22 protein-coding genes and 1 tRNA gene are annotated in these 25,562 nt (G+C 49.5%); 10 read left to right on the top strand and 13 right to left on the bottom strand.

Translation table 11 applies throughout. The features are described 5' to 3' along the window. Positions 1 to 146 precede the first annotated feature (146 nt). From DEV76_RS23180 to DEV76_RS23165, 4 genes are all read right to left on the bottom strand, one after another. Positions 147 to 1,334: a FecR family protein gene (locus DEV76_RS23180; protein WP_109700336.1), complete on the bottom strand. Its 1,188-nt coding sequence runs from the start codon at positions 1,332 to 1,334 to the stop codon at positions 147 to 149. 90 nt (positions 1,335 to 1,424) lie between these two features. Then, on the bottom strand, positions 1,425 to 2,033 hold the full coding sequence (locus DEV76_RS23175; protein ID WP_109700335.1) for an RNA polymerase sigma-70 factor: 609 nt from the start codon (positions 2,031 to 2,033) through the stop codon (positions 1,425 to 1,427). 341 nt (positions 2,034 to 2,374) lie between these two features. Beyond that, the gene (locus DEV76_RS23170; protein WP_109700334.1) at positions 2,375 to 4,228 is read right to left on the bottom strand and encodes a M1 family metallopeptidase; all 1,854 of its coding nucleotides are present in this window, start codon (positions 4,226 to 4,228) and stop codon (positions 2,375 to 2,377) included. Between the two features lie 34 nt (positions 4,229 to 4,262). Then, positions 4,263 to 5,891: a beta-N-acetylhexosaminidase gene (locus DEV76_RS23165; RefSeq protein ID WP_109700333.1), complete on the bottom strand. Its 1,629-nt coding sequence runs from the start codon at positions 5,889 to 5,891 to the stop codon at positions 4,263 to 4,265. Positions 5,892 to 5,966: 75 nt separating this feature from the next. On the opposite strand from DEV76_RS23165, the gene DEV76_RS23160 reads away from it, so the two are divergent. Further along, on the top strand, positions 5,967 to 7,007 hold the full coding sequence (locus DEV76_RS23160) for an aminotransferase class I/II-fold pyridoxal phosphate-dependent enzyme (protein ID WP_109700332.1): 1,041 nt from the start codon (positions 5,967 to 5,969) through the stop codon (positions 7,005 to 7,007). On the opposite strand, the gene DEV76_RS23155 is transcribed toward DEV76_RS23160, so the two are convergent. The 3 genes from DEV76_RS23155 to DEV76_RS23145 form a co-directional block, all read right to left on the bottom strand. Continuing rightward, positions 7,008 to 7,832 carry an RteC domain-containing protein gene (locus tag DEV76_RS23155; protein WP_157963066.1) on the bottom strand — a complete coding sequence of 275 codons (825 nt, stop codon included), beginning with the start codon at positions 7,830 to 7,832 and terminating at the stop codon, positions 7,008 to 7,010. 32 nt (positions 7,833 to 7,864) lie between these two features. Continuing rightward, positions 7,865 to 9,028, bottom strand: coding sequence for a hypothetical protein (locus DEV76_RS23150; RefSeq protein WP_157963065.1), 1,164 nt, complete (start codon positions 9,026 to 9,028; stop codon positions 7,865 to 7,867). 152 nt (positions 9,029 to 9,180) lie between these two features. Then, positions 9,181 to 10,023 carry a hypothetical protein gene (locus DEV76_RS23145; RefSeq protein ID WP_109700329.1) on the bottom strand — a complete coding sequence of 281 codons (843 nt, stop codon included), beginning with the start codon at positions 10,021 to 10,023 and terminating at the stop codon, positions 9,181 to 9,183. 268 nt (positions 10,024 to 10,291) lie between these two features. Here DEV76_RS23145 and DEV76_RS23140 point away from each other — a divergent pair, with 268 nt between their 5' ends. Next, positions 10,292 to 11,416: a FecR family protein gene (locus DEV76_RS23140; protein ID WP_109700328.1), complete on the top strand. Its 1,125-nt coding sequence runs from the start codon at positions 10,292 to 10,294 to the stop codon at positions 11,414 to 11,416. A gap of 111 nt (positions 11,417 to 11,527) precedes the next feature. Here DEV76_RS23140 and DEV76_RS23135 read toward each other — a convergent pair whose 3' ends face one another. Further along, positions 11,528 to 12,268 (bottom strand): 3-oxoacyl-ACP reductase family protein, encoded by a 741-nt coding sequence (locus tag DEV76_RS23135; RefSeq protein ID WP_109700327.1) that lies wholly within the window; start codon positions 12,266 to 12,268, stop codon positions 11,528 to 11,530. A 134-nt stretch (positions 12,269 to 12,402) separates the two neighbouring features. Here DEV76_RS23135 and DEV76_RS23130 point away from each other — a divergent pair, with 134 nt between their 5' ends. Beyond that, on the top strand, positions 12,403 to 12,690 hold the full coding sequence (locus DEV76_RS23130) for a winged helix-turn-helix transcriptional regulator (RefSeq protein WP_232827027.1): 288 nt from the start codon (positions 12,403 to 12,405) through the stop codon (positions 12,688 to 12,690). 75 nt (positions 12,691 to 12,765) lie between these two features. Next, positions 12,766 to 12,837, top strand: a tRNA-Glu gene (locus DEV76_RS23125). Positions 12,838 to 12,872: 35 nt separating this feature from the next. Here DEV76_RS23125 and DEV76_RS23120 read toward each other — a convergent pair. Continuing rightward, positions 12,873 to 13,961, bottom strand: coding sequence for a PDDEXK nuclease domain-containing protein (locus tag DEV76_RS23120; protein WP_109700325.1), 1,089 nt, complete (start codon positions 13,959 to 13,961; stop codon positions 12,873 to 12,875). Positions 13,962 to 14,274: 313 nt separating this feature from the next. Here DEV76_RS23120 and DEV76_RS23115 point away from each other — a divergent pair, with 313 nt between their 5' ends. Further along, the gene (locus tag DEV76_RS23115; RefSeq protein ID WP_109700324.1) at positions 14,275 to 15,336 is read left to right on the top strand and encodes an endo-1,4-beta-xylanase; all 1,062 of its coding nucleotides are present in this window, start codon (positions 14,275 to 14,277) and stop codon (positions 15,334 to 15,336) included. A 149-nt stretch (positions 15,337 to 15,485) separates the two neighbouring features. Continuing rightward, entirely contained in the window at positions 15,486 to 16,232 is a 747-nt protein-coding gene (locus DEV76_RS23110) for a sulfite exporter TauE/SafE family protein (RefSeq protein ID WP_109700378.1), read from the top strand. A 151-nt stretch (positions 16,233 to 16,383) separates the two neighbouring features. On the opposite strand, the gene DEV76_RS23105 is transcribed toward DEV76_RS23110, so the two are convergent. Continuing rightward, positions 16,384 to 16,998 (bottom strand): hypothetical protein, encoded by a 615-nt coding sequence (locus DEV76_RS23105; RefSeq protein ID WP_109700323.1) that lies wholly within the window; start codon positions 16,996 to 16,998, stop codon positions 16,384 to 16,386. A gap of 278 nt (positions 16,999 to 17,276) precedes the next feature. Here DEV76_RS23105 and DEV76_RS23100 point away from each other — a divergent pair, with 278 nt between their 5' ends. Then, positions 17,277 to 18,059: a hypothetical protein gene (locus tag DEV76_RS23100; RefSeq protein WP_109700322.1), complete on the top strand. Its 783-nt coding sequence runs from the start codon at positions 17,277 to 17,279 to the stop codon at positions 18,057 to 18,059. 485 nt (positions 18,060 to 18,544) lie between these two features. After that, positions 18,545 to 18,847, top strand: coding sequence for a DUF1330 domain-containing protein (locus DEV76_RS23095; RefSeq protein WP_109700321.1), 303 nt, complete (start codon positions 18,545 to 18,547; stop codon positions 18,845 to 18,847). A gap of 66 nt (positions 18,848 to 18,913) precedes the next feature. Here DEV76_RS23095 and DEV76_RS23090 read toward each other — a convergent pair whose 3' ends face one another. Beyond that, positions 18,914 to 19,417, bottom strand: a complete 504-nt coding sequence (locus tag DEV76_RS23090) for a DUF4268 domain-containing protein (protein ID WP_198652190.1) — start codon at positions 19,415 to 19,417, stop codon at positions 18,914 to 18,916. A gap of 75 nt (positions 19,418 to 19,492) precedes the next feature. Here DEV76_RS23090 and DEV76_RS23085 point away from each other — a divergent pair, with 75 nt between their 5' ends. Beyond that, positions 19,493 to 20,458, top strand: coding sequence for a dimethylarginine dimethylaminohydrolase family protein (locus tag DEV76_RS23085; RefSeq protein WP_109700319.1), 966 nt, complete (start codon positions 19,493 to 19,495; stop codon positions 20,456 to 20,458). Positions 20,459 to 20,588: 130 nt separating this feature from the next. Beyond that, positions 20,589 to 23,036, top strand: a complete 2,448-nt coding sequence (locus DEV76_RS23080) for an outer membrane beta-barrel family protein (protein ID WP_109700318.1) — start codon at positions 20,589 to 20,591, stop codon at positions 23,034 to 23,036. 65 nt (positions 23,037 to 23,101) lie between these two features. On the opposite strand, the gene DEV76_RS23075 is transcribed toward DEV76_RS23080, so the two are convergent. Both DEV76_RS23075 and DEV76_RS23070 read right to left on the bottom strand, forming a co-directional pair. Beyond that, a complete protein-coding gene (locus tag DEV76_RS23075) occupies positions 23,102 to 24,259 on the bottom strand; it encodes a PepSY-associated TM helix domain-containing protein (RefSeq protein ID WP_109700317.1) in 1,158 nt (385 codons plus the stop codon). Between the two features lie 71 nt (positions 24,260 to 24,330). Beyond that, positions 24,331 to 25,548, bottom strand: coding sequence for a hypothetical protein (locus DEV76_RS23070; protein ID WP_157963064.1), 1,218 nt, complete (start codon positions 25,546 to 25,548; stop codon positions 24,331 to 24,333). Between the last annotated feature and the right edge of the window lie 14 nt (positions 25,549 to 25,562).

Here is a 25,562-nt window from a genome sequence, read left to right as displayed (position 1 = left end):
GAGAGCAGCCCCTTCAAAAAACAGGGACCGGCATGATCGGTCAATTGCATAGATTTGCATTGTCTGGTTAATAGTAAATCAAGTTCGTTGCTAAGATGCCTGACATTCGCCGGGGGTGGGTCCAATCACCTCCGGTTTCTGTTTTTTTATAATGGTTGTATAATGATCTTCGATCCTTCTATTGTAAAAGATAATCCGGATACCCTCAGTCCTTCCAGCACATCCTGCAGTGGCAGGTTCCTTTGTATTTCTCCGTCGAAGCGGCGGTTAGGTACTGTACCCCTGTATTCCACTTCCACATCGTACCAGCGCTGCAGCTGGCGCATTACCGCCCTCACATCGGCATTATTGAAATAGAAGACGGCATTTCTCCATGCCAGGGCTTCTTCAATATCTGGCCGGGTCTCCACTTGCGGAGCGCCATCAGCAATAGCAGCCTGTTGTCCCGGCTCCAGCTTCCTGGTAGCCCCTGCTGCCGTTACCGCCACCGAGCCTTTCACCAGTGTGGCGCGGATAGCCGGCTCGTCGGTATAGGCATTGATGTTAAACTCCGTTCCCAGTACTGCTACTTCCGCCTTCCCTGCTACCGCCACTTTAAAGGGCTTCGCAGCATCGGGGCGCACATCGAAATAAGCCTCACCTGTCAGCTCCACTTTCCTTTCCCCATTCCCGAAGGCTACGGGGAACCGAAGCGACGAAGCTGCGTTCAGCCATACCTGCGATCCGTCGGGTAAAGAGATGCGGAACTGTCCGCCCCGCGGGGTACGCAGGGTATTGTACTGCAATGCTCCCATGGACTGGCCTGCCTGGTACACCAGCGATCCACCGTTCTGACTGGCTGTTGCCCCCTGCTGTGCAAACGTCTGGCTTCCGGCACTATCCAGCGGTATGGTAGACCCGTCTGCCAGTGTGAGCACTGCTTTGCTGGTGGCTGGCATAATAATTTTAGGCCCCTCTGCCACGGGTGTATTCCCTTTCTGTTGCCCCGGCTCTGGCTTCCAGAGCCATATGGCTGCTGCAGCGGCGATGGTGACAGCTGCGGCAGCCCACCAGCGGTAATGCATACGCCTCACTTTCACTGTTTCCTGTTCCGCCGGGGCGGGAAAGTGTTTTTCAGCAAAGCGTTGCCAGGCTGCGTCTTCATCCGGCTCGCCGAACTTCGACAGCCGGGCCTGCAGCTCCGGTACGCTGTACATCTGCTCATAAAAAGCAGTATGCTGCGGATCGGCAGCCTGCCATTCCTTCAACTCCCGGGCTTCCGGCTCCGTGAGCTCGCCGCGCATCTCCTTCAGGATCAGTTCAGCAAATCGTTGTATCAGTTGTGGGTCCAACATCAATTTTATTATATGGATTACTATAGAAACAACAGGTTTGTTATTTCGATGAAAAGAAATTCCGTCTTTTTTTGAAAAACTTTAAATAATTCAGGAGAAGTAACGGGTAAATGCCAGCCAGGCATAAAAAACGGGCAGGAGGTTGCGTTTGAGAAGCCCTGCACGGATCAGTTTGAGGGCGCGGAGCTTTTGGGTGCGCACGGTATTATAGGAAATAGACAGTTCCCCGGCTATTTCTTCGTTCTTTTTCCCTTCGAGGTAGCTCATTTTGAAGATACGGCGGCACTGGGCAGGCAGTTCTTCTATTTCGCGGTAAAGACCGGCAATGATCTCCGTTTCTGCGAGGCGTGGGTCGAAAGTGCTGATATCGGGTAATGTTTCGCCGGAGAGGTAGGCATAATCCCGGTCGCGCTCGTGCTGGCGCTCTTTTAGTTTGATATGGTTGAGGCAGGCGTTGCGTACTGAAACGTACAGCCACGATTTAAGGGCCGCGGCGTTGGGGAATTCGGGCCTTTTATCCCAGAGTTTGGAGAATACTTCCTGGATAAGGTCTTCCGCCTCCTGCCAGTTATCCACGATGGTACCGGCATAATAGCAAAGCGCCTTGTAATGCTGCTGAAAAATCGTCCTGAAAGCTTCCTGATCTCCCAGGGCCACCCTGTCCAGCAATTCCCTGTCTGTATATCTGTTAGCAGGCATTCCCCTTGATAAAGCCCTCCCGGTTGTTTTAATCTCGATACGAAACCTTAAAAATACCAAAAATCACCCGTTTTTCTTGCACTTTGTCCGGTTTTGAAAACGCAATGTCCGCATTTGAAAACTGCTGTAATGCCCGAACCGGTCGTCAGGCAAAGTCAGTAACCGGCCGCTTCAGAATATTAAGGAACTGCCCGTCCCCTCCCCCATCCGTCCTAATTCGCTTGTCGTCCGCCTGCCACAGTACTAACTTTATCAGACAGTTATAGATAGTTTAACAGAATTTTAGTGTAAAAAAAGGGCAGCCATCAGGCCGCCCTTTTCTCATTATTCAAGGTAACTGATTACTTGTTGATGATCTTATCCAGCGTTTCCTGTGCCAGCGGGTGGTAATTGCCGCGGTACTTCCCGTAGATGGAACGCGCCATGGCAGCATTCTCCTCCGATTTCATCATTTCGGTATAAAGCGGTGTGAGGAACTTGCGGCGGCCCACCTGGCTGAGGAACTTATCCATATTCGCGAAGGCAGGCTTATATCCGGCTGCTACAGACATGATGAACCATTGGTTGGCCACTTCACTATTGCCGGTAGCCGTAAATTTAAATGCACCATCCAGCTGCTCCATCTGAGGCAAGCCAAGCGGTTTGGGCATTTTGCGGAGGAAGTGCAGCCACTCGTGAGAGGTCCAGTCCTTAGTTTCCAGCGTACCTGGTGCTTCGCCTTTCAGGAATTTCTCCCGCGCGGCATCCACTTTGGTAAACCGGGCCTGTGGTACACGCGGACAATTATCAGGTATACCCGGGCCATACACCCACTCCTTCACCCGGATCTTCGCTTCCAGCGTAGTGTCTCCCTTCAGCAGCTCTTCATCGAAATAGCGGAGGAACTGTTCGGTAGACATGGTTTTGAAGGCATTACCATTGAAATACTGATACAGGAAGGTGTCAATTTTCTGGCGGCCTACCGTTTCCTCTACCCTGCGCAGGAAGTGCGCGCCTTTCTCATAGGCAATATCCGTTAGCCCGTCTTCCGCATCGCGCCCTTTCAGCGCCAGCTTCAGCCAGGTATCGCGGCTGTCTTTACCCAAACTGGTTACGGTTTCTTCCAGATCCTGGTATCCCAGTTCCCAAAGCATATCGGCATAATCGGCACCCATCATGGCTTCCATAATGCGGCGTTCGAAATACACGGTAAAGCCTTCGTTGAGCCAGAAATCTTCCCAGGTGGCATTGGTAACGAGGTTCCCGCTCCAGCTGTGCGCCAGTTCGTGCGCAATGAGCGATACCAGTGAGCGGTCGCCCGCTATAATGGTGGGAGTGGCAAACGTCAGGCGAGGGTTTTCCATACCACCCAGCGGGAAGCCCGGAGGCAGTACCAGCACATCATATACTCCCCAGCGGTATGGACCGTACAGTCCTTCGGCCGTGGTCACCATTTTACCTACTTCCGCGAATTCGTAATGCGCCTTATCAAGCATGGCAGGTTCTGCATACACACCGGTTCTGCCGTCTATAGCCTTATACGCCACATCCCCTACGGCCAGGGCCATCAGGTAAGCCGGCACGGGCTGATCCATCCTGAAATGGTATACGCCGCTGTCATTCGCCATGCGCGGGTTTTCGGCACTCATGAGTGCTACAAGGCCCTTAGGTACGGTAACGCGGGCGGTGTAGGTGAAGCGGATGCCCGGCCCGTCGGGTCCGGGAATCCATGTACGGGCATAAGTCGGTTCCGATTGGGTATATAGGAAAGGTTGCTTCTTACCCAGGGTTTGCGCAGGCTCCAGCCATTGCAATGCCGTAGCGTTACTGCCCGTTTTATACCAGATGCGTACGATGGTATCTTTTTTCTCCACCGGTATACTAAGGCGGCTGCCGAGGAAAGCAATAGCTGAATCAAGCGTATGGGGCACTTTACGGCCGTTGGCGGTAACACTGTCTATGGTGAGACCGTCGGTATCGAGGCGTAGTGTGGGCAGCTCTCCCGGATTATCGAAACGCCATTCTGCCATACCCTCGATACGGCGCGTGGTAAAATCCACGGCAATGTCGAGTGCCAGGCGGCGTACCAGGATGCTGTCGGCATTAGAAAGTGTGTGGAGATCTTTGGCCGGTGCATTATCTGCAGCGGGCTTCCGGTCTCCGGTGGTTTGACAGGCGGCGGCAAAGAGCGCCCCGGCCAACAATGCGTATCTCATATATACAGGTTTGTTTTGGTAAGGATGTGGTTACTTAACGCAGCGGCTCCGGTGTTTTTCCGGGCGATTCCATCACGTAGAGCCCCTGTTGTTGTAATAAAGGAATGAATTTCGCCAATCTTTTCCCGAATCCTGCAAAATCCTTCTTTTCCGGAACAGTCCAGGCCGCTTCCGCCATGGCCAGCAACCGGGGGAATGTCATAAAGTGCAGGCGTTCTTTGGATCGGATCACCTCCGTCCACTGATTAGCCTGGAAGCCGATGATCTGCGATCTGTTCTTATCTGTGATTTCCGGATAATTATTCATATTGAATTCGTAAACACGGCGGAGCGGATTGAATTCTTTACCCATACGGCGTCCGGAAGTATGCGAACTATCCTGCACAAAATCGAAGTAGAAAGGGAGCCGGGGACATAGCACTACTTTATATCCTTTTTCGAGGGCAGTTTTCAACTGATCCGGCTTTTCCTGCCGCCACCAGAATACGATGGTTTCATCAACAGGTAGTTTTGCGGCAGTCACTTCATCCCATCCCAGCACTTTGCTGTTGATAGCCTGCAGCGAATCTGCCATCCGGCGGATGAAATAGTGTTCCACATCCACCAGCGATTTCAGATTCTCCCGCTTCATCAGGTTTTGAACATGCACATCCGTGTTCCAGCTGGCAGAGCCGAAGCTCACTTCATCACCACCGATATGGATCATACCTGCGGGGAAAAGCACATTCACTTCACGGAGTATGTTAGTCAGGTATTGGTAAGTGCCTTCCTTTCCGGGATTGAAGGTGAACTCAGGATATTTGGCAGTACCGCCCCCGCTGAACTCAGGATAAGCCCTGTTGGCAGCTGTGGCATGGCCGGGCATATCTATCTCAGGTATAACAGTGATCTGCCGGGCTGACGCATATGCCACAATCTCAGCAATCTCATCCTGTGTATAATAAGATGCCGGAGCAAGGGAATCTGTACTGTTGCCGATACCACCCACCAGTGTGAGGCGGGGATACTGTTTGATCTCAATACGCCATCCGGGAGCATCGGTCAGGTGCCAGTGGAACTTATTGAGTTTGTATAAGGCCATCTGGTCGAGGAGCATCTTCACAGTTTCCTTCCCGAAGAAGTGCCGCGACTCATCCAGCATGAATCCCCGCCATTTCATCACAGGCTTGTCTTCGATTCGCCACCCGGCGATAGTTGCCTGCTGATGTTGGGGATTCGATAGCCTGGCCAGTTGAACAAAAGACATGATGCCGTACACCAGTCCTTCTTCGCCTCCGGCATCTATCGTTACCCGGCTATCGTTCATATTAAGAGCATATGCATCTTCTCCCTTGTTATTCTTCCCTAATACTATCACTGATGGAAACTTGTTCTTATCCATCGACCGGGAATTGAGGTAAGCAGCATTCACGCCTGCAGCAGCCATCTGCACACGGATTCCGGTGTATTTCAGCAGCTGCTCCTGTAACAGGGCTGCCTGGTTACGGAGGGAAGGGTACTGTAAAACGATCACGGTACGGTCGCTGAGCAGAAAATTACTGTTGGTAGCGGTGGATGATACGGGAGCCGGTATTACCGGGCAAACGTCCTGCGCACGGGCGCACAGACTGATACTAAACGTGGTAATGAAAAGGAGCGTTCTGAACATGGGTAAGCCTGGCATTTGATTGAAGTTTTAAAGATAATCATCTAATCCGAAGGAACATATTTACTACCTTCCTTCTTCAAATGCCAAATCATGCTGAACCTTAGCCTCAACTACCCGTCTGTACCAAAAGAAATGGAGATATTCAGGGATTACATCAACCAGGTGCCTCCTCAGGAGCAATTTACGTTGCTACACCCGCCCTACCAGCCGCTGGATGCTTTCGGGCTTTCCACACTCGGTACCCACCTCCGGTACGATCCTTCAGTGATGGCTACCACTCCTGTTCCCAGTGCCAACAGCGGACTGTTCACCATCGCTAAATGGCACCGCCCGCTTACACAGCATGTAGCCATAGAGCCGTTCACCTTCCCCGGATGGCGGATGGTGGCAGACGATGCGGGGTTTAACCTGCACGTGGTGGAGAGTGATGAGGAAGGCATGATTCCCGAAAAACTGGCAGAATGCCTTCAGCGCTTTGGCTGTAAACTCATCTACCTTCAGCCCACCCTTCATAACCCTACCAATGCCGTAATGAGCCTGGAACGCAGGATGGCCATTGCTGCAGTGGTAAGGTCATTCCCGGAAACATATATCATTGAAGACGACGCTTACCGTTTCCTGCATGCCGATCCCCCGCCGTCGTTCCTCGAATTGGCGCCGGATATAACATTGCATGTGTATAGCCTGTCAAAACCATTCAACCCGCTCTTACGCTCCGGCTACATCATTCATCCGCCCCAGCTGCTGAAAGGAGCTGCCAACTATATCAAAATGACGTGCAGCGGTACTTCTACCCTGTTCACGCAATTCGGCATCTATCTTATGGCCAACGGTATGTTGCATGTACTGGCAGAGCAAAAGCGGGAAGCTGCGGCAGCTGCACGGCTGCTGATGGAAAATTACTTCAGCGCAAAAGATTACCGCAGTCACCCCAACAGCTTCCATTACTGGATTCCCTGCAGCGAACCGGAAAAAGCGGCAGCAGCCATGCAGCGCCATCAGATAGATATCAGTAACGGTAAAATGTTTTCTCTCACGGAAGATGATCAGTACATCCGTCTTGCACTGGGCGGGGCTTACGATGCTCCCAATCTCCCGGAAGCGCTCCGTGCCATCGCGGAACTGACCTGATCAGTCCATTTCCTCGATGCGTTTCAGCAACCCGTCTTTCAACCGGGTAAGGAAAGTAGCCATTTCTTTCTTCCGCATACGGATGTCGCGGAAATTACTGTAAACATTTCCAAAATCCACATCCAGTGAGTTCTCCAGCCATTCAAACACCTGTTTGATATCGGCTTCTCCATTGTTAAAACTGCCCACCAGGTGAAGGGCATAGCCCAGTTCCACGAGGTCGGTTTTGGATTCCGTCCACCGCAGGCGTGGTTTATATTGCAGGTTTCGCGGAAGCGCATACAGGTTTTCCAGTTTTGTGATCAGGTATTTGCTGACATCTTCCAGCGCTATCAGCTCAGCCAGTTTGAAAGAAGTAACGGTGCAGAACCGGGTATCGAGCATCCCGTCGAGATCTACCGGGTATTCATTGTTGTACGTACTGTTGCGGAGAAAGTACTGCTCATCGCGTTCGGTAGCGCCGCCGCGGAAGTAGAGGAACAGTGCGTTGTGCACCTCAAAGAACATGGTGATACGCTGCAGTTCCTGGTCAAGGAATTTGCGGTAGTCGTCGCGGATACTCTTAGGCCGGTCGGCCTCGATCCGGAATAGCTGGCTGTAATAAATCTTTTTAGAGAGGATATGCGGCTGAATGTGTTTAAAGAAATAAATTTCATCGCGGGTATTACCGAAATTATCCGGTACGAGGGGCTTTAGATGGGCAACAGCTTTATCTGCCAGCAGGGCGCCGGACTTAAACCTTTCGAGTAGATTGGGTATAGTGGCTTCCATAGACGAAAGCTCTCCTTCCAGTTTAGACAGGATTTGCCTGAAATCGGTTTTCATTTGCATGTAGTTTTTCCGGATATGAGAATGGGTTATAGGTCGCCGCTCGTGCGCAGCTGCGATTCATAATCGTTCAGCCTGTCCAGCACTTTACCAATCCATTGCTTACAGGCGGTAACGGTAGACAGGCTGGGGTTCTGGAATTTAATCCGGAACGCATCTTCTTCCCCGGTGTCGGTTTTCCGGAGGTGAAGTATTCCGGCCAGGGTGGCAAATACCTGCTGCAGGGATGCGGTTTTTACCAGTCCTTCTTCCATATACACCCGCGCCATCAGGGCAGCCTGAGGTACGGTAAGGCGGGTAGACCAGGTATTTTCTGCCCCTGCCGGCAATGCAGGAGTCATAAGGTGGCGGATAAAGATGCGCTCTTCCTTCAACCACACCAGTAATTGTTCTCGTATAGGGAAGCAACCCGGGCGGAGGCCATTTTCGCGGCTTACCGGCGGAATATTCTTTAGTTCCCGCATACACCACCCAAGAAGTTTCATTCTTTCCCGCAATCCGGGAATGGTATGCATATGCTGCCTCAGGGCTTCCACACAATACACAAAATAGCCTGCAGCATTGAAATTGATGCTAATGAGCAGGTGATGAATATTGAGCCGGGCGTTGTCAGCAGCAGCATGGGCAGGATGAGCGAACAGGAGCAGCTTTGCGATGAGGTTGCGCAGGAAGATCAGCTCCCCGAAACTGATGCGCTCTTCCGGCCTTTCCAGGAAATTCCATACCGGGTCGAGGATAATGCGGCGCAAAGGCGCTTCCAGCGACAGGCGTGCCATCTCCCGGTCGGCCTGCAATAACCGGGGCAGCAGCATGGTACGAGCCGCGCGGGCATAGGCATGCGGCAGGAGCCATTCGGGCGACAGATCGTCCGGAAAATGCTGTTCCAGCCCCGTCATCACCTGCAGAAGCGAAGCTGCCACAGTGGTATAATGCGCTGAAAAGGCTTGCGAGCCGGGCACTTCTTCATAGCCGTGCAGTACATCCAGCAACCTTACGATGGTACGTTGCCAGAAAGATACTGCGGCTGTGCGGCGGGAGTTGCCGGCCGGGAGGTCCGACAGGCGGAGCATCAGCGCGGTAATGCGGTTCTTTTCCGCATGCAGCTGTTCCAGGCTTTGGGGGATGGTGTCGCTTTTTGCAGAAAGGGCCTGCGGACAAAGTTGCAGCGTTACAATGTGGTTGAGCAAAGTCATGACATAGAAATAGCTGGTGAATGATAGCTGCTGATGGATGATATGCAGCAATGCAATACGAAAATGGTGAAATGCCCGATTTTGCTTTCACAGGTGGGAAATATTTTCTCATGCCGGCCTGGGGTGGGTTAACTGGGCGAACACACAAACATTTAGGAGTTCCAGGTGGTGTAAAGGTTATTCATGAATTGTTTTTCTTCTTTAATCCATTGGAGGATCTGATCACGGATGGAGCCTTTGCCGGGGAACAGCACATACTCATTTGAGGGCAGGTGCCTTAATTCTTTCTCGTACCAGGAAAGGAGGCCTTTCTTTTCCTGCAGGGTGTGCAGCCTGGAAGTTCTTTTACGGAGGCATGTGGCGGCGTAGCGCAGCAGATCCGGACAGTTGAAGTTATGGGCAAAGAGGGTGAAGAAGGTCCGCTCTTCGGGGTCCATGTAGTAGTGATGGTCCTGCTCACGGAGGTCGCGCATGAGGCGGCGGAAGTAATGGGCGGTGCCGAAAGTGAGCGGTGCATTATTGTTGCGCATGGGCCGAAAGATCAGTTCAATGAGCTGAGGGGCGATCAGCCGCTCCTGAAGTGTAACTTCAGTTTCCTGCATGCGGGAACTCTGTTGCGACATGATATGCCTGGCATATGGCCCGGGCAGGAACAGATCTTTGGCGAGGTATTCGGGAAAATATTGTTCGAGCGCCATGATGACTTCCATCATCATAGTGGCAGCTTCCTGGTAGAAGCTATGGAAAGCAGGGCCTGCCTGGAGTTGGAAAAGATGAATGACATCTACGATGGCAACGAATTGTACCTGGCGGCGGCGAACTGTTTCGGCAATTACAGCAGGGTTATCTGTTTGCCCGTCTATTTCCAGCAGTTCAGCAGTTGTTCTCAGTTTGGCTGCACGGAGCTCACCGAGCAGGCCGGGAAGGTCGGCAGAATGGGTAGAGATGTGCGACGGCATAAGCCGTGCATAAACGAGCTGATTCAATCTTTCCATTACGAATACGTTTAATTGGCTGCAAAGAATTTGGGGCTTCCTATAGGGCAACATCAATTATGTATATGAGATGGGAGCAATCACGGAAAGGGTGAATTAACAACTATGGAAAATGATGGCCTGAAAGTGGATCTGTTAACAAAAACGAGGGTTTCAGCACCGGTATTACCTGTTCATTTTTTGATTTATTAACAAACGGAAAAAAATATCCTGTTTTTTTTCGTAACCATTCACCCCGGCCACCTCAAAAGTGTATCTATATAATCAGATGGAAAACGAAAATCACATACGCTTCCTTCTCAATAAAGAGTTCTTCGGTACGATTACACCCGAAGAGCAGGAAGCGTTGAATGATTTACTGGCCAGTAGTGCAAAGGCACGCGCCATCCGGAGTGAGATACGAAATGATGAGCCTTTTGATGGTCAGCATGTTTTTCCTTCAAAGGAGCTGGAAGCAGATTACTTCGCAGTACAGCAACGGCATCAGCGCCGTAAAATGCAAAGGATCTGGAACCGGAGGATTGCCGCAGGGCTGGTAGCAGGTGCTGTAATAACCGCATTACTCATCTGGCCAAGTGATCCGCCACACATTCCGCCGCCCGTTGTTATCCCTTCGGATATTCAGACGGTAACACTACAGTTCGCAAACGGAGAAGTGATACCATTCCAGGATGGAAGCCCGCAGCAATACCGCGTACAATCCACCGGAATATTCTTCGACAAAGGCATCCTCCGTTTTGAATCATCATCCCAGGGCGCACCCGGATGGAACAGCCTGAATGTACCGCCCGGCAAGGAAAGCACCATATTGCTGTCAGACGGCACTGAGGTGATCCTGAACAGTTCTTCCAGATTGCAGTTCCCTTTCCGCTTCGTCCCCGGCCAGCGGGAAGTATATCTTTCAGGTGAAGGTTATTTCCGTATCCGTTCAAAAGAGGGCTCCCCTTTCATCATTCATGCCGGACAGGCAGACATTCACGCTGTGGATGCCATATGTAACATCAACGCATATACTTCCACCAAAGTAATCGCTTCTCTCGTAAGCGGGGATATGGAAGTGAGAGCATCAGGCGGACCGGTTTCCCTGCAGCCGGGAGAAGAAGTAACCGTGGCAACAGATACTCCTTTACGATTAAGCCGCATGCAGGAACAATACACCGTGTCATGGATTAAAGGAGAACAGTATTTTAATAATTTACCCGCCACTGAACTGAGGGACATGATTGCACGGTGGTTTAATACCACGTTATACATCGATACACCGGAAGCAGAAAAAAAATTATTAATTGGCAAACTTTTTCGCAACCAAACACTCTCCGAATTTGTTGATATGATGAACGCGCAAAACGAAGTGGAGTTTTACTGGAAAAACGGGATGCTCCACTGCCGTTAAATAAGGAACTAAAAAGTTGTGTAGATATAACGATAGCGTCCTCCAAGGATGCTTAGACTATCAAAAAACCGCTCCCGTAAGAGCGGTTTTTTGATGTGGGTAATAGCCAGGTTAAATGTTGGTACCGCCATCCACAGTAAATCCTGCGCCGGTAATAAACCCGCTCTCCGGGCCCGCCAGAAATGCCACCATGGAAGCAATGTCTTCTGTTTTCCCAAAAGTATTCAATGCTGTAATTGAGCGCTGGTAATCTGCCGAAGGCCCATCCGTCGGATTCATATCGGTATCAATAGGTCCGGGGTGTACAATGTTCACATTGATCTTCTTCGGTCCCAGCTCCCTCGCCAGTGCCTTTGTAAGACCGGTAATAGCCGCTTTACTGGTGGAGTACAGCGCACATCCGCCGAAAGTAATACGGTCTACCAGGCAGGTACCAATGTTTACGATACGGCCACCGTTCTTCATATGGGGAACTGCCGCAACCGATGCCGCGAATACTGCCCTTACATTAACCGCCATGGTGTCATCGAAATCTTCAAGAGAACACTCTTCCAGGGGCTTTATGTTACCGATGCCCGCATTGTTCACCAATACATCGAGCCTTCCGAAGTGCTCCGCTGCCTGGTTTACCGCTGCCTGCACGGCATGCGGGTCTTTACTGTCGGCCGCAATAGCCAGGGCCTTTACACCCAGCGCGCTCACTTCCGCGGCCAGTGCTTCTGCCTTATCTTTGGACGACTGATAAGTAAATGCCACGTTGGCACCTTCACGCGCAAGTCTTCTTACGATTGCCGCGCCTATACCCCGGCTACCGCCGGTAACGAATGCTGATTGCTGATGTAGATTTTTCATACTGCAAAAATATTCCGGACACTTTATCTTTGTAAGTACTGACACGATTGTCAAGTACTAACATTTTGGTAAGTATGCGGAAAGAGAATTCAACGAACAGCCTTAATGAGACCCGGCTGAATTTGCAGTGCGGCATGTCGCACGCCTTATCGGTGATCGGCGGCCGTTGGAAGGCATCGATACTGTTTAGTCTTACGGAGGGCAGGAAACGGTACAATGAATTGCGGAAAGATATACCGGGTATATCGGAACGGATGCTGGTTGCGCAATTGCGGGAGCTGGAGGGCGACGGATTGGTGGAGCGCACCGTGTTCCCGGAAGTTCCACCCCGGGTAGAGTATGCATTAACGGATTTTGGCAGATCCACAGAACCCATGCTGCGGGAGATTTCCGCATGGGGAGCCAGGCACCGGAAAGTATGATTTTCAGTTTTTTTTAGAATATTTTTGGAAATGTAGAGAAAACACCTACCTTTGCCATCCCAAATAAACAACGATGCCGCGTTGGTCAATCGGCTAAGACGCCTCCCTTTCACGGAGGAATGACGGGTTCGACTCCCGTACGCGGTACAAAATAAAAGAGACGGTCTAACCAACCGTCTTTTTTATTTTTGCACCTTTCCTCTCTCCTCTTTCAAAATCCTTTCAAGTTCAACTTCACTCGGCAGATTTATCAGATACTTTGACACGAATAATTTGTGCGCCAAACCCGCTGTTGCATACCTTACCAATGCTTCATTCTTCCCGGAACAAAGTATGATACCAATAGGCGGATTATCTCCGGAGACGGACTCGTTTTCTCTGTAATAATTTAGATATACGTTCATCTGACCTGCATCAGCATGTGAAAAATCGCCCAGCTTCAAATCTACCAACACATGACATTTCAGAATACGATGATAAAAAACGAGGTCTATCCGATAGTGCGCATTATCAAAAGTGATGCGTTTTTGCCTTGCTTCAAAACAAAAGCCCTTTCCAAGTTCTAATAAAAATGATTGTAAATGATCAATAATAGCTGCCTCCAGATCACATTCGGTATATTGCGCTTTCTCTTCCAGCTGAAGAAACTCAAGCAGATAGGGATCCCGAAAAAATTGAGCAGGCACCAAAGTATCAACATTCGTCTGTTCGCAACGAATCTCCCTATGTTCGCTCAAACCTGTTCTTTCGAATAAAAGGCTGCTCATTGCACGCTGCAACTCTCGTACAGACCAGCTGTTCCTGAGAATTTCGGATTCGTAAAAGAAGCGGCTGGCATCAGAACTGGCCTTAAACAATTCAATAAAATGAGAAAAGGATAGCCGATCCAATAAATCCCCTGCGGGATGGCTAATTTCCGGCGGCTTGCATGCCGGAGAATCTACAAATATTTGATATCCAATATTTTCAAATTCAACAGACACTGTCTGATGAATCTGTGGATAGAGCAAATAGAACTGTCTGAACAATCTCAGGTTAGTTGCAGACATTCCTTTAATGCCGGCTACCTTTAAACTTTGAGACAACCGCTCAAATAAATGTTGGCCATATGCTGCCCTGTCTTCTCCGTCCTGCTCATATTCAACTATATAGTAGCCTATAATCCAGTTCCTAATAGTATACGCGGTATTTACCTGTTTATATGCTTTATTAAGAAAGTAAGTATTCGTTTCACGTATTTTTCCAGCTAGCAGTTGAAGATTCGTAATCATTAAAGAGAATTTTTCGGCAGGTTAACAATCGCTAATTATCAAATTTTCCTGCCTGAAAAAGTTAAACTTGTGTTATTAGAAAAAAGGATGCGAGTTGTTCTAATAAACTCCCGATCACGATTCAAAAAGGAAGGGTTGTTCATTGAGTAGCCCTTTTTCTTTTGGATTCAAACTGCGCTTGTATGCGTACAGGAAATAGGCAGAGAAATGCCAAATCTGATGCAAACAAGCGTATTCGGCTGAATGATGTTTCCTTACCGTTTCTCCCTAATTATTACGTAAAACAGTAAAGGGTTTGTATTTTAGATATCTTATGATAAGATCAAAACGCCTGTTCGTTTCAGTTATACTTTTATGTACATCAGTTGCAGCAAACGCACAGCAAACTGACAAAGGGCTAAAAGACTATTACAAAACACTTTTCCCGGTGGGCGTAGCCATCACACCCCGTCATTTGCAGGACTCCGCCACCGCCTCATTCATACTCAGGCATTTCAACAGCATCACGGCAGAAAACGTGATGAAAATGGAACCTATTCATCCGGAAGAAGACCGGTATAACTGGGGAGGCGCCGATGCGATCGTCCAATTTGCTACGGAAAATGGGCTGAAGGTAAGAGGACATACCCTCTGCTGGTATAACCAGGCACCCAAATGGATGTTTTACGATGCAGCAGGCAAACTGGTGAGCAAAGACACCTTATTGAACAGATTACGCAAACACATCCACGATGTAGTAAGCCGTTATAAAGGAAAAATATATGCCTGGGACGTGGTAAATGAAGCAGTTTCAGACCATCCTAACGAGTTTCTTCGCAATTCCCTATGGTATCAGATCTGCGGGGAAGACTTTATCGCACACGCATTCCGGTATGCACATGAAGCAGACCCCAATGCCGTTTTATTCTACAATGATTACAATACAGAAGATCCGGTAAAAAGAAACAAGATTTACCGCCTGCTTAAAAAGCTGCGCGATGCAAACGTACCGGTTCATGCCATTGGCCTGCAAGGCCATTGGTCCGTTAAAGATCCTTCAAGCACATCACTTGCCGCTGCTATCGAACAATATGCATCACTTGGCATCAAAATACAGATTACCGAGCTGGACGTTTCTGTTTTCACCAACAACAAAATGCCCGAACAGCGCAATTTCACTTCTGAACAGGAGCTATTGCAGGAGCAGCAATACACCATGCTTTTCGATACATTCAGGAAATACCGTCAGCATATCACCGGCGTTACCTTCTGGAACCTTTCAGACCGTTCAAGCTGGCTGGATAATTTTCCGGTAAGGGGCCGTAAAAACTATCCCCTGCTATTCGATGAAAAGCTTCAGCCCAAAAAAGCATACTGGAAAGTGATCGACTTCTAACCATTAGAAATACTATACTATAAAGGCATTCCAATAAACTTCCTATATGCGGCATAAAAGGGGCTGGAAGAAATTTCTGCCTCTTTTATTTCCAGCATGAATTTTGCCGGCTCATTGCACCTCTACACTTAACCATTTTGGATCAGATCATGCTTTCAACTGTTCTATGCATAATAGGCATTAGCTTTCTTGCAACACTGGTACGCTCTACTTTTGGCTTCGGGGAATCCCTGGTGGCCGTTCCATTGCTCGTGCTCTTCATCCCCCTTAACATAGCAGTTCCCTTATCCGTACTGATGTCTGTTTTCGTAGCAGTGGTAGTGGTTGCGCAGGATCACAGGGAGATACATTTTAACAGCGCCAGGTGGCTGATCCTGTATGCCATGCTGGGTATACCGCTGGGGTTGCTCATACTTACCTATGGGAATGAATACTGGGTAAAAATAGCGCTGGCCCTTTTAATCATAATGTACAGTACCTACGCCATGTTGGCAAAAAACACACTGCAGCTTGAACAGGATAACCGCTTCTGGCTTTTTGTCTGCGGTTTCTTATCCGGTGTTTTTGGCGGGGCTTATGGTATTAATGGCCCTCCGCTGGTAGTATATGGTAACATGAGAAGATGGAGTGCCAGGCATTTCAGGGCCACATTGCAGGCATACTTTCTGCCTGCCAGCTTTATTGGAATGATTGGCTATGCTATTCAGGGATTGCTGGGATGGGAAGTGATCAGGTATTTCCTATTTTGCATCCCTGCCATGGTGCCGGCTATCTATCTGGGCAGGTATTTCAATCATAAATTGCAGGGAAATTCATTCTTCAGATATGTGTATTGGGGTTTGATTCTTATTGGGGTATTACTGATCGTTTTTACACTTTCGGGATTGAAGAATTAAATCCGGAAGGGGTAATTAAACTTAGCAAGTAATTGTGCTACAAGTTGTGGCCAAAACCTATATTTACCACAAAGAATATATAGCATTGTTGCATTTAAACCCCTCCAATAATATCCATTTCTCTTCTGGCAACTTCTTTATAATCCAGTCATCAGGTATTACCGGATGTACCCAAAAAAGACTCAACAAATTTAGCATCTCCTTCCATTCGTTTTTGGCGACGGGCATTGACTACATTTAATCTATTAACCAGGTCTTCGTGCGGGTTCCAGTTGTTATATGTCTTCTTTTTTATTTCATACTTGTCACAAATATCGCCTACTAGTTTGTAAGCCGTAAGGCCAAACGAGCAGTACCAGTAAGCACGTTCGTCAAACCAAACTTTAAAATCCGGCGGATCAGAAATCTCATGCGTGCTACTAATAAGGCGTTCCGCTGCTTCTACTTCTGAGGGCAGAGAAAGTATTCTATACATAAGCTCGTGGTCTATACTTTTCCAATCTACATCTTCAGGGTATACCGGAGCTCCAGGAGATTTCACCTGCGCTTCTAAACATCCATCTGCATTTCTCTGTCCGTAGGAAAGTCCATTATCATACACAACATCTCCACATTTTTCGAGATACTCATCTAGAACACAAACAATCCGAATAGCAAGGTACCTCGCGCTTTTCCTTGTAGCCCTTTTCTCTAGCCAGTAAGTCTGGAACCATGGGACAAAAGAACCGATAAGTACTCCAATAATGCCAAAAATAGCTTCAGTCATATAAACAATTTATACTGTAACTAAATTTAGACTTTTTCGAATAATGTTTAGTAGCAACGCATCAATTGTGTTTCAAATCTTAAAATCCCCGACATTACTTTTTTTTAGAAAACCTCTAAACCCTGATACTCTCACCTTCGAAATTATTCAGGCCTCAATACTATTAGCCTGCGTCGTTATTCAATCCGTAATACTATGGCATTGAATATCCTCCAATTCCTCCGGCCGCCGCTCAGATACGGTTGTCGTAATTTCAGCAATAACAAAAACTTATTATTATGGCAATCTTAGATGCTATGATGCCGTTCACCGGTAAACTCGGTAATGTCATCTCTTACAAGCGCAACGGCAAGCACTGTTTGCGCACCGTACCACAAACAGTCCGGCAAACGGATAATACCCGCCGTGCTGCCAAAACATTTGGCGCAGCCAGCCGAAAAGGAGCCCTTATCCGCAGCGCCTTTACACCTGAATTAGACATCCACCCCGACCGGATGCTGGTAAACCGCCTGAACAGCTACATTGTAGCAGCCGGCAGAAACAACCACGCAGGCCTCAAAGGCTTCCGCTTCAATGGCCACACCGGCCTCTGTAAGTTCTTCGGAAAACTGCCTGTGTTCTCCAATGACGGTAAGCTCCACATCCCCCCACAGGCTTTGACAACATGTGAAGATGCCGTACGCATGGAGATAAAAGTAATCGCTTCAAGGATCGACTTCAGCACCCGTACCCTTACAGGTACAGATACCGCCCGGATCAACATTGATCTGATCCGGCCCGTTCAACACTTCCACCAATTCGAAGGCGCAGACCTGTGGGTAAACGTACCCGGCAAAGGCACCCTGGTAGTAGTGGTACAGATAAAGTTCTTTTGGGAAGATTTTGATATCCGTGACCGGAAGTTCGAAGTAGCAGATATCCTGGCCGTAGTTGAAGACAAACCCCTACAGGCGCCCATCACCAAAACAGCCCCCCGTAAGAAACTAACCCCAATACCAGCGGAACCTACCTGCAACACCGCTCCCGTTCAAAACGGACAGCCTCTCATCCAGCGGGAATAGCAAACCGCCATAATAGCGAGTTTTTGTTATAAGTAATTCATTATCAAATAATATGGAACCCCAATCTACCCGGCAGGCCACTCCTCCCCCAGCCAATGCCATGGGCCACAGGCACCCGATCTTCACTTTTACTGCCTGCTATCACTAACACCCCGCCTCCGCATCACTTCCGCATCACCTCCGCATCAAGTCCACCTCATCTCCAAACATTACTGCAGGTTCCCTCGTAGTTGTCGTGTAGACGCTACATAGACGCTACATAGATACCTGCTTCAAACAAGCTTGATACTGCTTTATACCTTATTCGAACCCCAATGGAATACAGGTACCCTGTATGATCTGGTTATAACCGGGCGTAAACGCAGTTCTCCTCCCTTTTTGAACCAATCCCTAACAAACCGCAATTATTCTTAAGCCGGGATAAACTTGCCTCTGTAACTTTACTAAACAACACCTAACCATTCATTACCCAAAACCGAATCAACATGCCAGTCTATTACATCAACAGTTACGATATCACCGATCCGGAATTGTTTAAAACTTACGGACCTCTGTTATTTCCCATTCTTAAACGATATGGCGCAGAGGTATTGGTTTCGGATACTGCCGCACTGGCCGTGGAAGGAAGAGCCCGCACCATGCACGCCATTGTTCAATTCCCTTCCGAAGAAGCAGCACTTCAATGTTATAGTGATCCGGAATACCAGCCCGTAAAAGATATCAGGCACAGGTCAACTACCAATTGCACGATGGTTTTGGTAAAAGCGTTCAGTATGGGCGGGAAATAGTATTTATAGCTCCCGGACGGTCAGGCCTGAAGAATGCCCGTACTCGCGGGAGTAATGGGGTTAATTTTATCCATTAAATATCTCAAATGCATATTTCGCAGTACTCCAAAAATCATCCAGCGCCATAATCCTCGGTTTGAAGAATGAGATCAGCGCAGGCCAGTCTTCTTTTCTGAAAACACTCACATCATCTATCTCCCGGTAAATACGGCTAACAATTTTCCCCTGCGCGTTTTGCACATGCGGCTCCCATATCCACTCTTCCTGCAGGCTTTCGGCCAGCATATTCTTCAACACAGTAAACTGCTCCATCACCAGCTCCTGGATACCCTCATCCGGGTGCGTGCTCTCAATGGCAATTACCCCGCCACGGCTACCCGCTTCCATTTTGAAAAACAGGTGCCGGATACCGGTTTTATAATTGATCCAGTTGATCCGAAGCCCTTCGGCCGAAGGCTGCGGTGCTATATACTGGCCAAACGTGGTCCAGAATTCCTCTCTGATCCGGGATGCTTCCTCTTTCGAATACAATACCTGCAGTTTAAGTGAATGATCGAAATCTGCGTACAAAACTAACCGATATTTGTGGTTGCCGGTACAGTTCAAATCTTTAAACATTTCTCTCCCACCGCTGTTTTTAAGAATATGATATTTGTTTCTTCTGAATTTGCACCTTTGCAAACCGTAGTATTGGCGGAATCAGAATTCGCCTTCCCGGAAATCCCCCGCCCGGAAGATCTCCGCTTCCTTCCTGATACCGCAATCACGGAGGTGCTGGAAAATAAAGGCAAAAACTATGCAGATGCGTTCCCGGATTCACAACGCGCCTGGGAAGGGGAACGCGCCGCACTCGGCAAGGTGCTTGAAAAGTATAATGTAAAAATCCTCCGCCCCCGCAAACTCACCGAAGCAGAAAAAGCAGCCGGCGGACCAGACGGCTACTCTAATTTCTTCGCCCGGGACCCGTTTTTCACCATAGGGAATTATGTAATTGAGGGATCGATGCGGTTCCTCCACCGCCGCAATGAAATACTCCCCCTCCGCAACATCTTCCGTGATCATGTATACCCGGAAGAATGCCGGTATGTAGCCACTCCACGCCCGGAAATAGCAGCGGCAAACGATGCCACGCTGGGACCGGGCCCGTTCCTGGAAGGGGGCGATGTGCTGGTGCTGGATAAGAAAATCTTTGTGGGGTATTCCGGCCTCGCCTCCAATCCCACTGGTGCTGCGTGGCTCCGGAAACTACTGGCCCCTGAAGGCTACGATGTGGAAACCGTGCGCCTGCATCCCAACATCCTCCACCTCGACTGTGCCCTCGGCCTCATCCGCAACGGACTGATGCTCGTTTGCGAAGAAGCTTTCCCTGACGGCATCCCACAAAGCCTGCAGCATTGGCAACGCATCCCCGTATCCCTCTCAGAAGCCGCCTTACTGGCCACTAACGGCTTACCCGTAAACCCCGATGTGTACATCACCGATCCCGAATTCAGCAAATTCGGTGAACAAATAGCAGCACATGGCGTGAAAGTGGAGTACATCGACTTCCGGATCAGCAGAAGCTTTGGCGGATCTTTCCGTTGCAGCACACAGCCGCTGCTGAGAAAATAACACTCTTCTCCTTCTCTGCAGATAAGTATGGCAAAGCATTTCCCGTTTTCGCAAATCATTCTCCCGTTTAGATAAACAGTCTTGTTTGTTTAACACGAATTTTGCGACCCATAACAATATAGAACGGACCATGCTAACCAACTATCGTGCAATACTTCCGCTTTTTGCAGGCTTGCTGCTGAGCGGCCTCCCCTCCGCATTTTCACAATCGGCTCCCGGAGCTCCTGTGATCCGTGCGGTGGTAGCCGATTCTGCCAGCCGGCAGGCGCTACCGTATGTAACGGTCGGAGTGATGAATGACAAAGACGCTCCTGTAGCAGCAGCTTATTCCAAAGAAAACGGTGCTTTCAGCATCCAGCTCCCCGGCCCGGGTGCTTACCGGCTGGTAATTACTTCCGTAGGCCACCGCCCCCTTCAGCTCGCTATTTCGGCTACAAACGGCAAGGTTTCCCTACCCGATACCATGTTCCTCTCCGGCAGCACCCGCCAATTAGGCGAAGTGCAGATCGTAGCGCGTAAACAGCTCATAGAGCAGAAGCCGGGTATGCTTGTGTATAATGCCGGAAACGATATCGGTAACAAAGGCGGTACCGCGGCAGATGTGCTCCGCAAAGCACCCGCACTGAATGTAGACCCTCAGGGCAACGTTACCATGCGTGGCAGCGGTACCCTCCGCATCCTGGTAGATGGTAAATACTCCGGCCAGATGGCGCGTAGTGCCGCTGATGCGCTGAATATGATGCCTGCGGATATTATCCAGTCTGTAGAAATCATCACCGCCCCCTCTGCCCGCTACGATGCAGAAGGCGCAGCCGGTGTGATCAACATCATCACTAAAAAAGGCAGCAAACGCTTCAGCGGTGCGCTGGAAGTAACGGCCAGCAACTGGGAGCAGGCTATCAACCCGCGCGTTTCCTTATCGCGCGATAAATGGAACATGAGCTTCCATGGCCACTTCCACCGCCTGCAGGATAAAGCCGCTGCCATTACGGAACGCACTTCCCTCAATCCGGCAGGCCACACCACACAAACCCTCTTCCAGGAAAAGCGTCAGAATAACGTGATGCCCCACACTTCCGGCGAACTCACCGTTGGCTTCACGCCTGATTCCGCCAGCGAGCTTAGCCTCAATGTGAATGCCTGGCTGGGCTCCTGGCCCGATGGCAGCACACAAACCACCCGCATCCGCATGGCCAACGGCACTTACGCAGACGCCTATCTCCAGGATGCCCGTAAAAAAGAACGCTTCCATGGTGCAGACATCTCCCTCGGCTATACCCGTAAAATGAAGCGGCCCGGACAGGAATTTACCGCCATGGCACAGGTATCTCCCACCGGCGGCAATTCATTCTATAATAGCAGTCAAACCACTGAAGACGGCAAGTTCCGCTCCCGTGAAGAAAACAACAGTCAAACCCGCAACACAGAATACACCCTGCAGGCCGATTACAGCCACCCGCTCACTGCAGATGGCGCCTTCTCCCTCGAAAGCGGTGTTAAATCCATTTTCCGGGATGCCAATAACAACTACGATGTTTGGTTTGCTGATATACCGCCTCCTGCAGCGATGGAATTTCAGGCAGACCGGTCCGACAGGTTCAGCTATTCACAAACCGTACTGGCAGGCTATATACTCATGAAAATGAAAATGAAACACGGATGGTACGCCGAAGCCGGTGCACGCCTGGAGCATACGGATATGAAAGGAAAATACCGGGGCGGGAAAGATGCATTCAGCAACAACCTGCTGAACTTTGTACCTACAGCCACCGTTTCCAAAAAACTGAACGACGCCCAATCGCTCAGTCTTAGCTATACCAAACGGCTTACCCGTCCATATATCTGGGACCTTAACCCTAATGTTGACGCCAGCGATCCCAGCAACATCGTGATGGGTAACCCTTCCCTGCTGCCGGAGATCATGCACCAGGGAGAACTGTCGTATGCTTACACGCCTTCTTCGGGATTGTTCCTCAACATCGCGGCGTTCTATAAGCAAACCGACCAGTCCATTTTCGACCTTACCACTACCGATGCCAATGGCATTGCCACTACGCAGAAGCAGAACCTCGCCGGTAACCGTATGTACGGGCTCAATTTCAGCAGCTCCTTCCAGCTTACCACCAAATGGAACATGAACAGCAACCTGAATGTGAACCGCCTGGATTATGAAAGCCGTGCACTGATGGTGGCCAATAAAGGCTGGGCTACGGATGTGAATATTAATACGATGTACAAACTCCCGGGCAACGTATCGCTGCAGGCATTCGGGGAATACTCCAACCGCAAGGTCACCTTCCAGGGGCACCGTACTCCTTGGTATTTCTATAGCTTCTCTGCCAAAAAGGAACTGAAGGAAGCAAAAATGACCATCACACTTTCTGCCATCAATCCTTTCAACACTACGCTCAGCCAGACAGAGGTGATAGAAACGGCAGCATTCCGCTCCCGCGTACTGAACCGCTACTATGACCGCTCGCTGAAGCTGACACTCAACTGGGAATTCGGTTCCATGTTCGAACAGAAAACCCGTAAAAAGATCAGTAATGATGATGTGAAAGTGAAAGGCGCAGAATAAGAAAATGCCGGAAAAGAAAAAGGCCGTTGTCGCAGGTGCGACAACGGCCTTTTTCTTTATGACTATCAGGCGGTGGCAGTCTCGGTCTGCTTCGCCGGTTTCTTTTTCTTCTGTTTCTTCTTTTTCCCCCACCAGATAATAAACCCGGTAATAGGTAAACTGGCAGCAATCAGGGAGCCGATAAAGTAAATGATTTTGGAAGGGAGCCCCAGGATGAGCCCCGTGTGCAGCGAATAGTTCATCCGGCGCCACCTGGTACCGAAATTCGCTTCCGCAAAAGGTACCACATCCAACCCACCGGCCTGTAACTTCTCACCGGTATACTGATCGAAGAAATACCCCGTGTAAAAGGCGCCTTCCATATTTACATAAGTATATACCGGAGCTACAGGCTCATCATCTTCCGGAATACCGATCAGCACGGCGGAGCTTTTAGGAGCAGACAGTTCATTCACCGACATGCGCCACACATCGTCTACCACCCGCAACTTCGGAAGAGCATCTGCACGGGTAGTATCGGAAAGCGGTTCGTAATAAGCAGGCATTGCTTCTCCACCGGTAGTGATCCAGTAAAACGGTTTCGATATCCAGCCAAAGCCCATATAAATGCCGGTAAAAGCCATGAGTATGGCTACAGGCAGCGTGTAAAAACCAAGCACATTATGCAGGTCGTAATTCACGCGTTTCAATTTTCCTTTCCAGAGGATGGTGAAAGCGTTTTTGATATTATGACGGTTCCATTTTTTAGGCCACCATAAAACCAAACCGGTAATGCACAGGAAAAGGAAGATCAGCGTACTCCACAGCACAACTTTAGTTCCCACATCATGCGGCAGCCAGAGCGTAACATGGCCCTGTTCCATATAACTGAAAAAATCTGTCTTATTCACAATGCCATTCACCTCTGCTGTATACGGATTAACATACACCACCGAATCGGAATGGAAGGTAATCTCAGCGGCCTTCCCGGGGTTATGGTATTGTATGGAATGAACGTGGTAGCCCGGCATCACCGCTTCAGCAGCGGGCACCAGTACAGATGGTGGCAGTTGTACCGCACCGGCCGGCGCCTTGGCCATCCTTTCGGGTATTATCCAGTCGCGCAGATCGGATTCAAACACCAGGATGCAACCGGTGATGGAAACGATGAACACAATGATCCCTGTCACAATACCTATCCAGAGGTGAAACCAGGCGTTAAATTTTAAGAATGCAGATTTCATAGTCGTCGTACATAAAAAAACGACACTTTCCCGGTGTGCGGGAAAGTGCCTTGTCCGTTTGCGGGACGTGATTATTTCAGTTTATCCACACGCAGCAGGTAATCGTACCCGCCGGCGATTTCCAGTCCGGGAGTGATCGCGTCGCGTTCAATATCGTATACCCAGATATAGTCTTTCCCTACCTGGGAGTTTACCATGATATAAGCGTTGTTGCCATCCAGCGATACGGTTTGCAGCATTTCGCCCTTATCGAGGGGCAGCTCTGTCAGCTTACGCACCACGGTGCCTTTCGCCAGATCTACCACTGCATATCCCATAATGTGGGTTGCATCCGTACCATCATCGAACGCTGCTTTGTATTTCACGAGCGCACGGCCGTTACCCAATCCGTAAAGGGCCACGCCACTGCCTCCCAGCAACTGATCGAGGTTCACAAAATACGAAGCATCAAATACAGTTGTACCCTTTTTTATCCTGTAAAGCACGGAAGGCATGGTGGTAGAAAGCCATCCGGGATAAGATAATGCATAGTAATCGCCTTTGTTATCCACCGCAGTAGCCGACATCCACATGTTAGAAATGCCCGCTCCAACAGAACGGCTGTCTTCCACCTGGTTCACCAGTGAAAGGGTAGGATAATCAAAAATGGCGACAATAGCCTTGGGATAAGCGGGAGCCGGCCAGGTGGCGGTATAGGCCATGGTCAGGAAAAGCTTACCATCCACATAATCCAGACTGCGGGCTGCAAGAGAGGCATACCCTGCCGGTATGGGATTCACAGGCAGCTCGGCATTCTTTACAGACAGATCTTTCGTATTCACGATGGAGCAAAGCATTTTCATACGGGTACCGTCTGTCCCTACAAACACCAGCGTGGTATCGTTGATCCAGCAATAGCTGGAAACGCTGGACTGGTACGTGAACGGCACCTGCTTCACGGTAGTCAGCTGATTATCTTTTAAGGAAAACTTCGACAGCTTGCTGTTATTGGAGCTGGTGCTGGGGTAATAGTAAAACCCGTCGCGGCCAACCACTCCGTAATCTGCCTTACCGGTTACTTCCACCCCGTTGCCTTTCAGGCTAACAGCCCCTTTCAGCAGCGATTCTGCTCCCACCACATACTGCGCGGTATTGGGCCAGGAACCCAGCTGTATCCAGATGGCGAAGTTCTCGGAACCGTTACCGGGACCGACAGAGATTTTATCGTCGTATTTCACACAGGCGCCGAGGGTAGCCATTCCCATCACGAGGGCGGCAACACGGCTCCATTTTGTAAGTAAAGTGTTCATATCGGAAAGATGAC

Source organism: Chitinophaga deserti, assembly GCF_003149455.1.
GTDB classification, from domain to species: Bacteria; Bacteroidota; Bacteroidia; order Chitinophagales; family Chitinophagaceae; genus Chitinophaga; species Chitinophaga deserti.
Note: the sequence above shows the minus strand (reverse complement) of the source record. Positions and strands in the feature narration are given on the sequence as shown.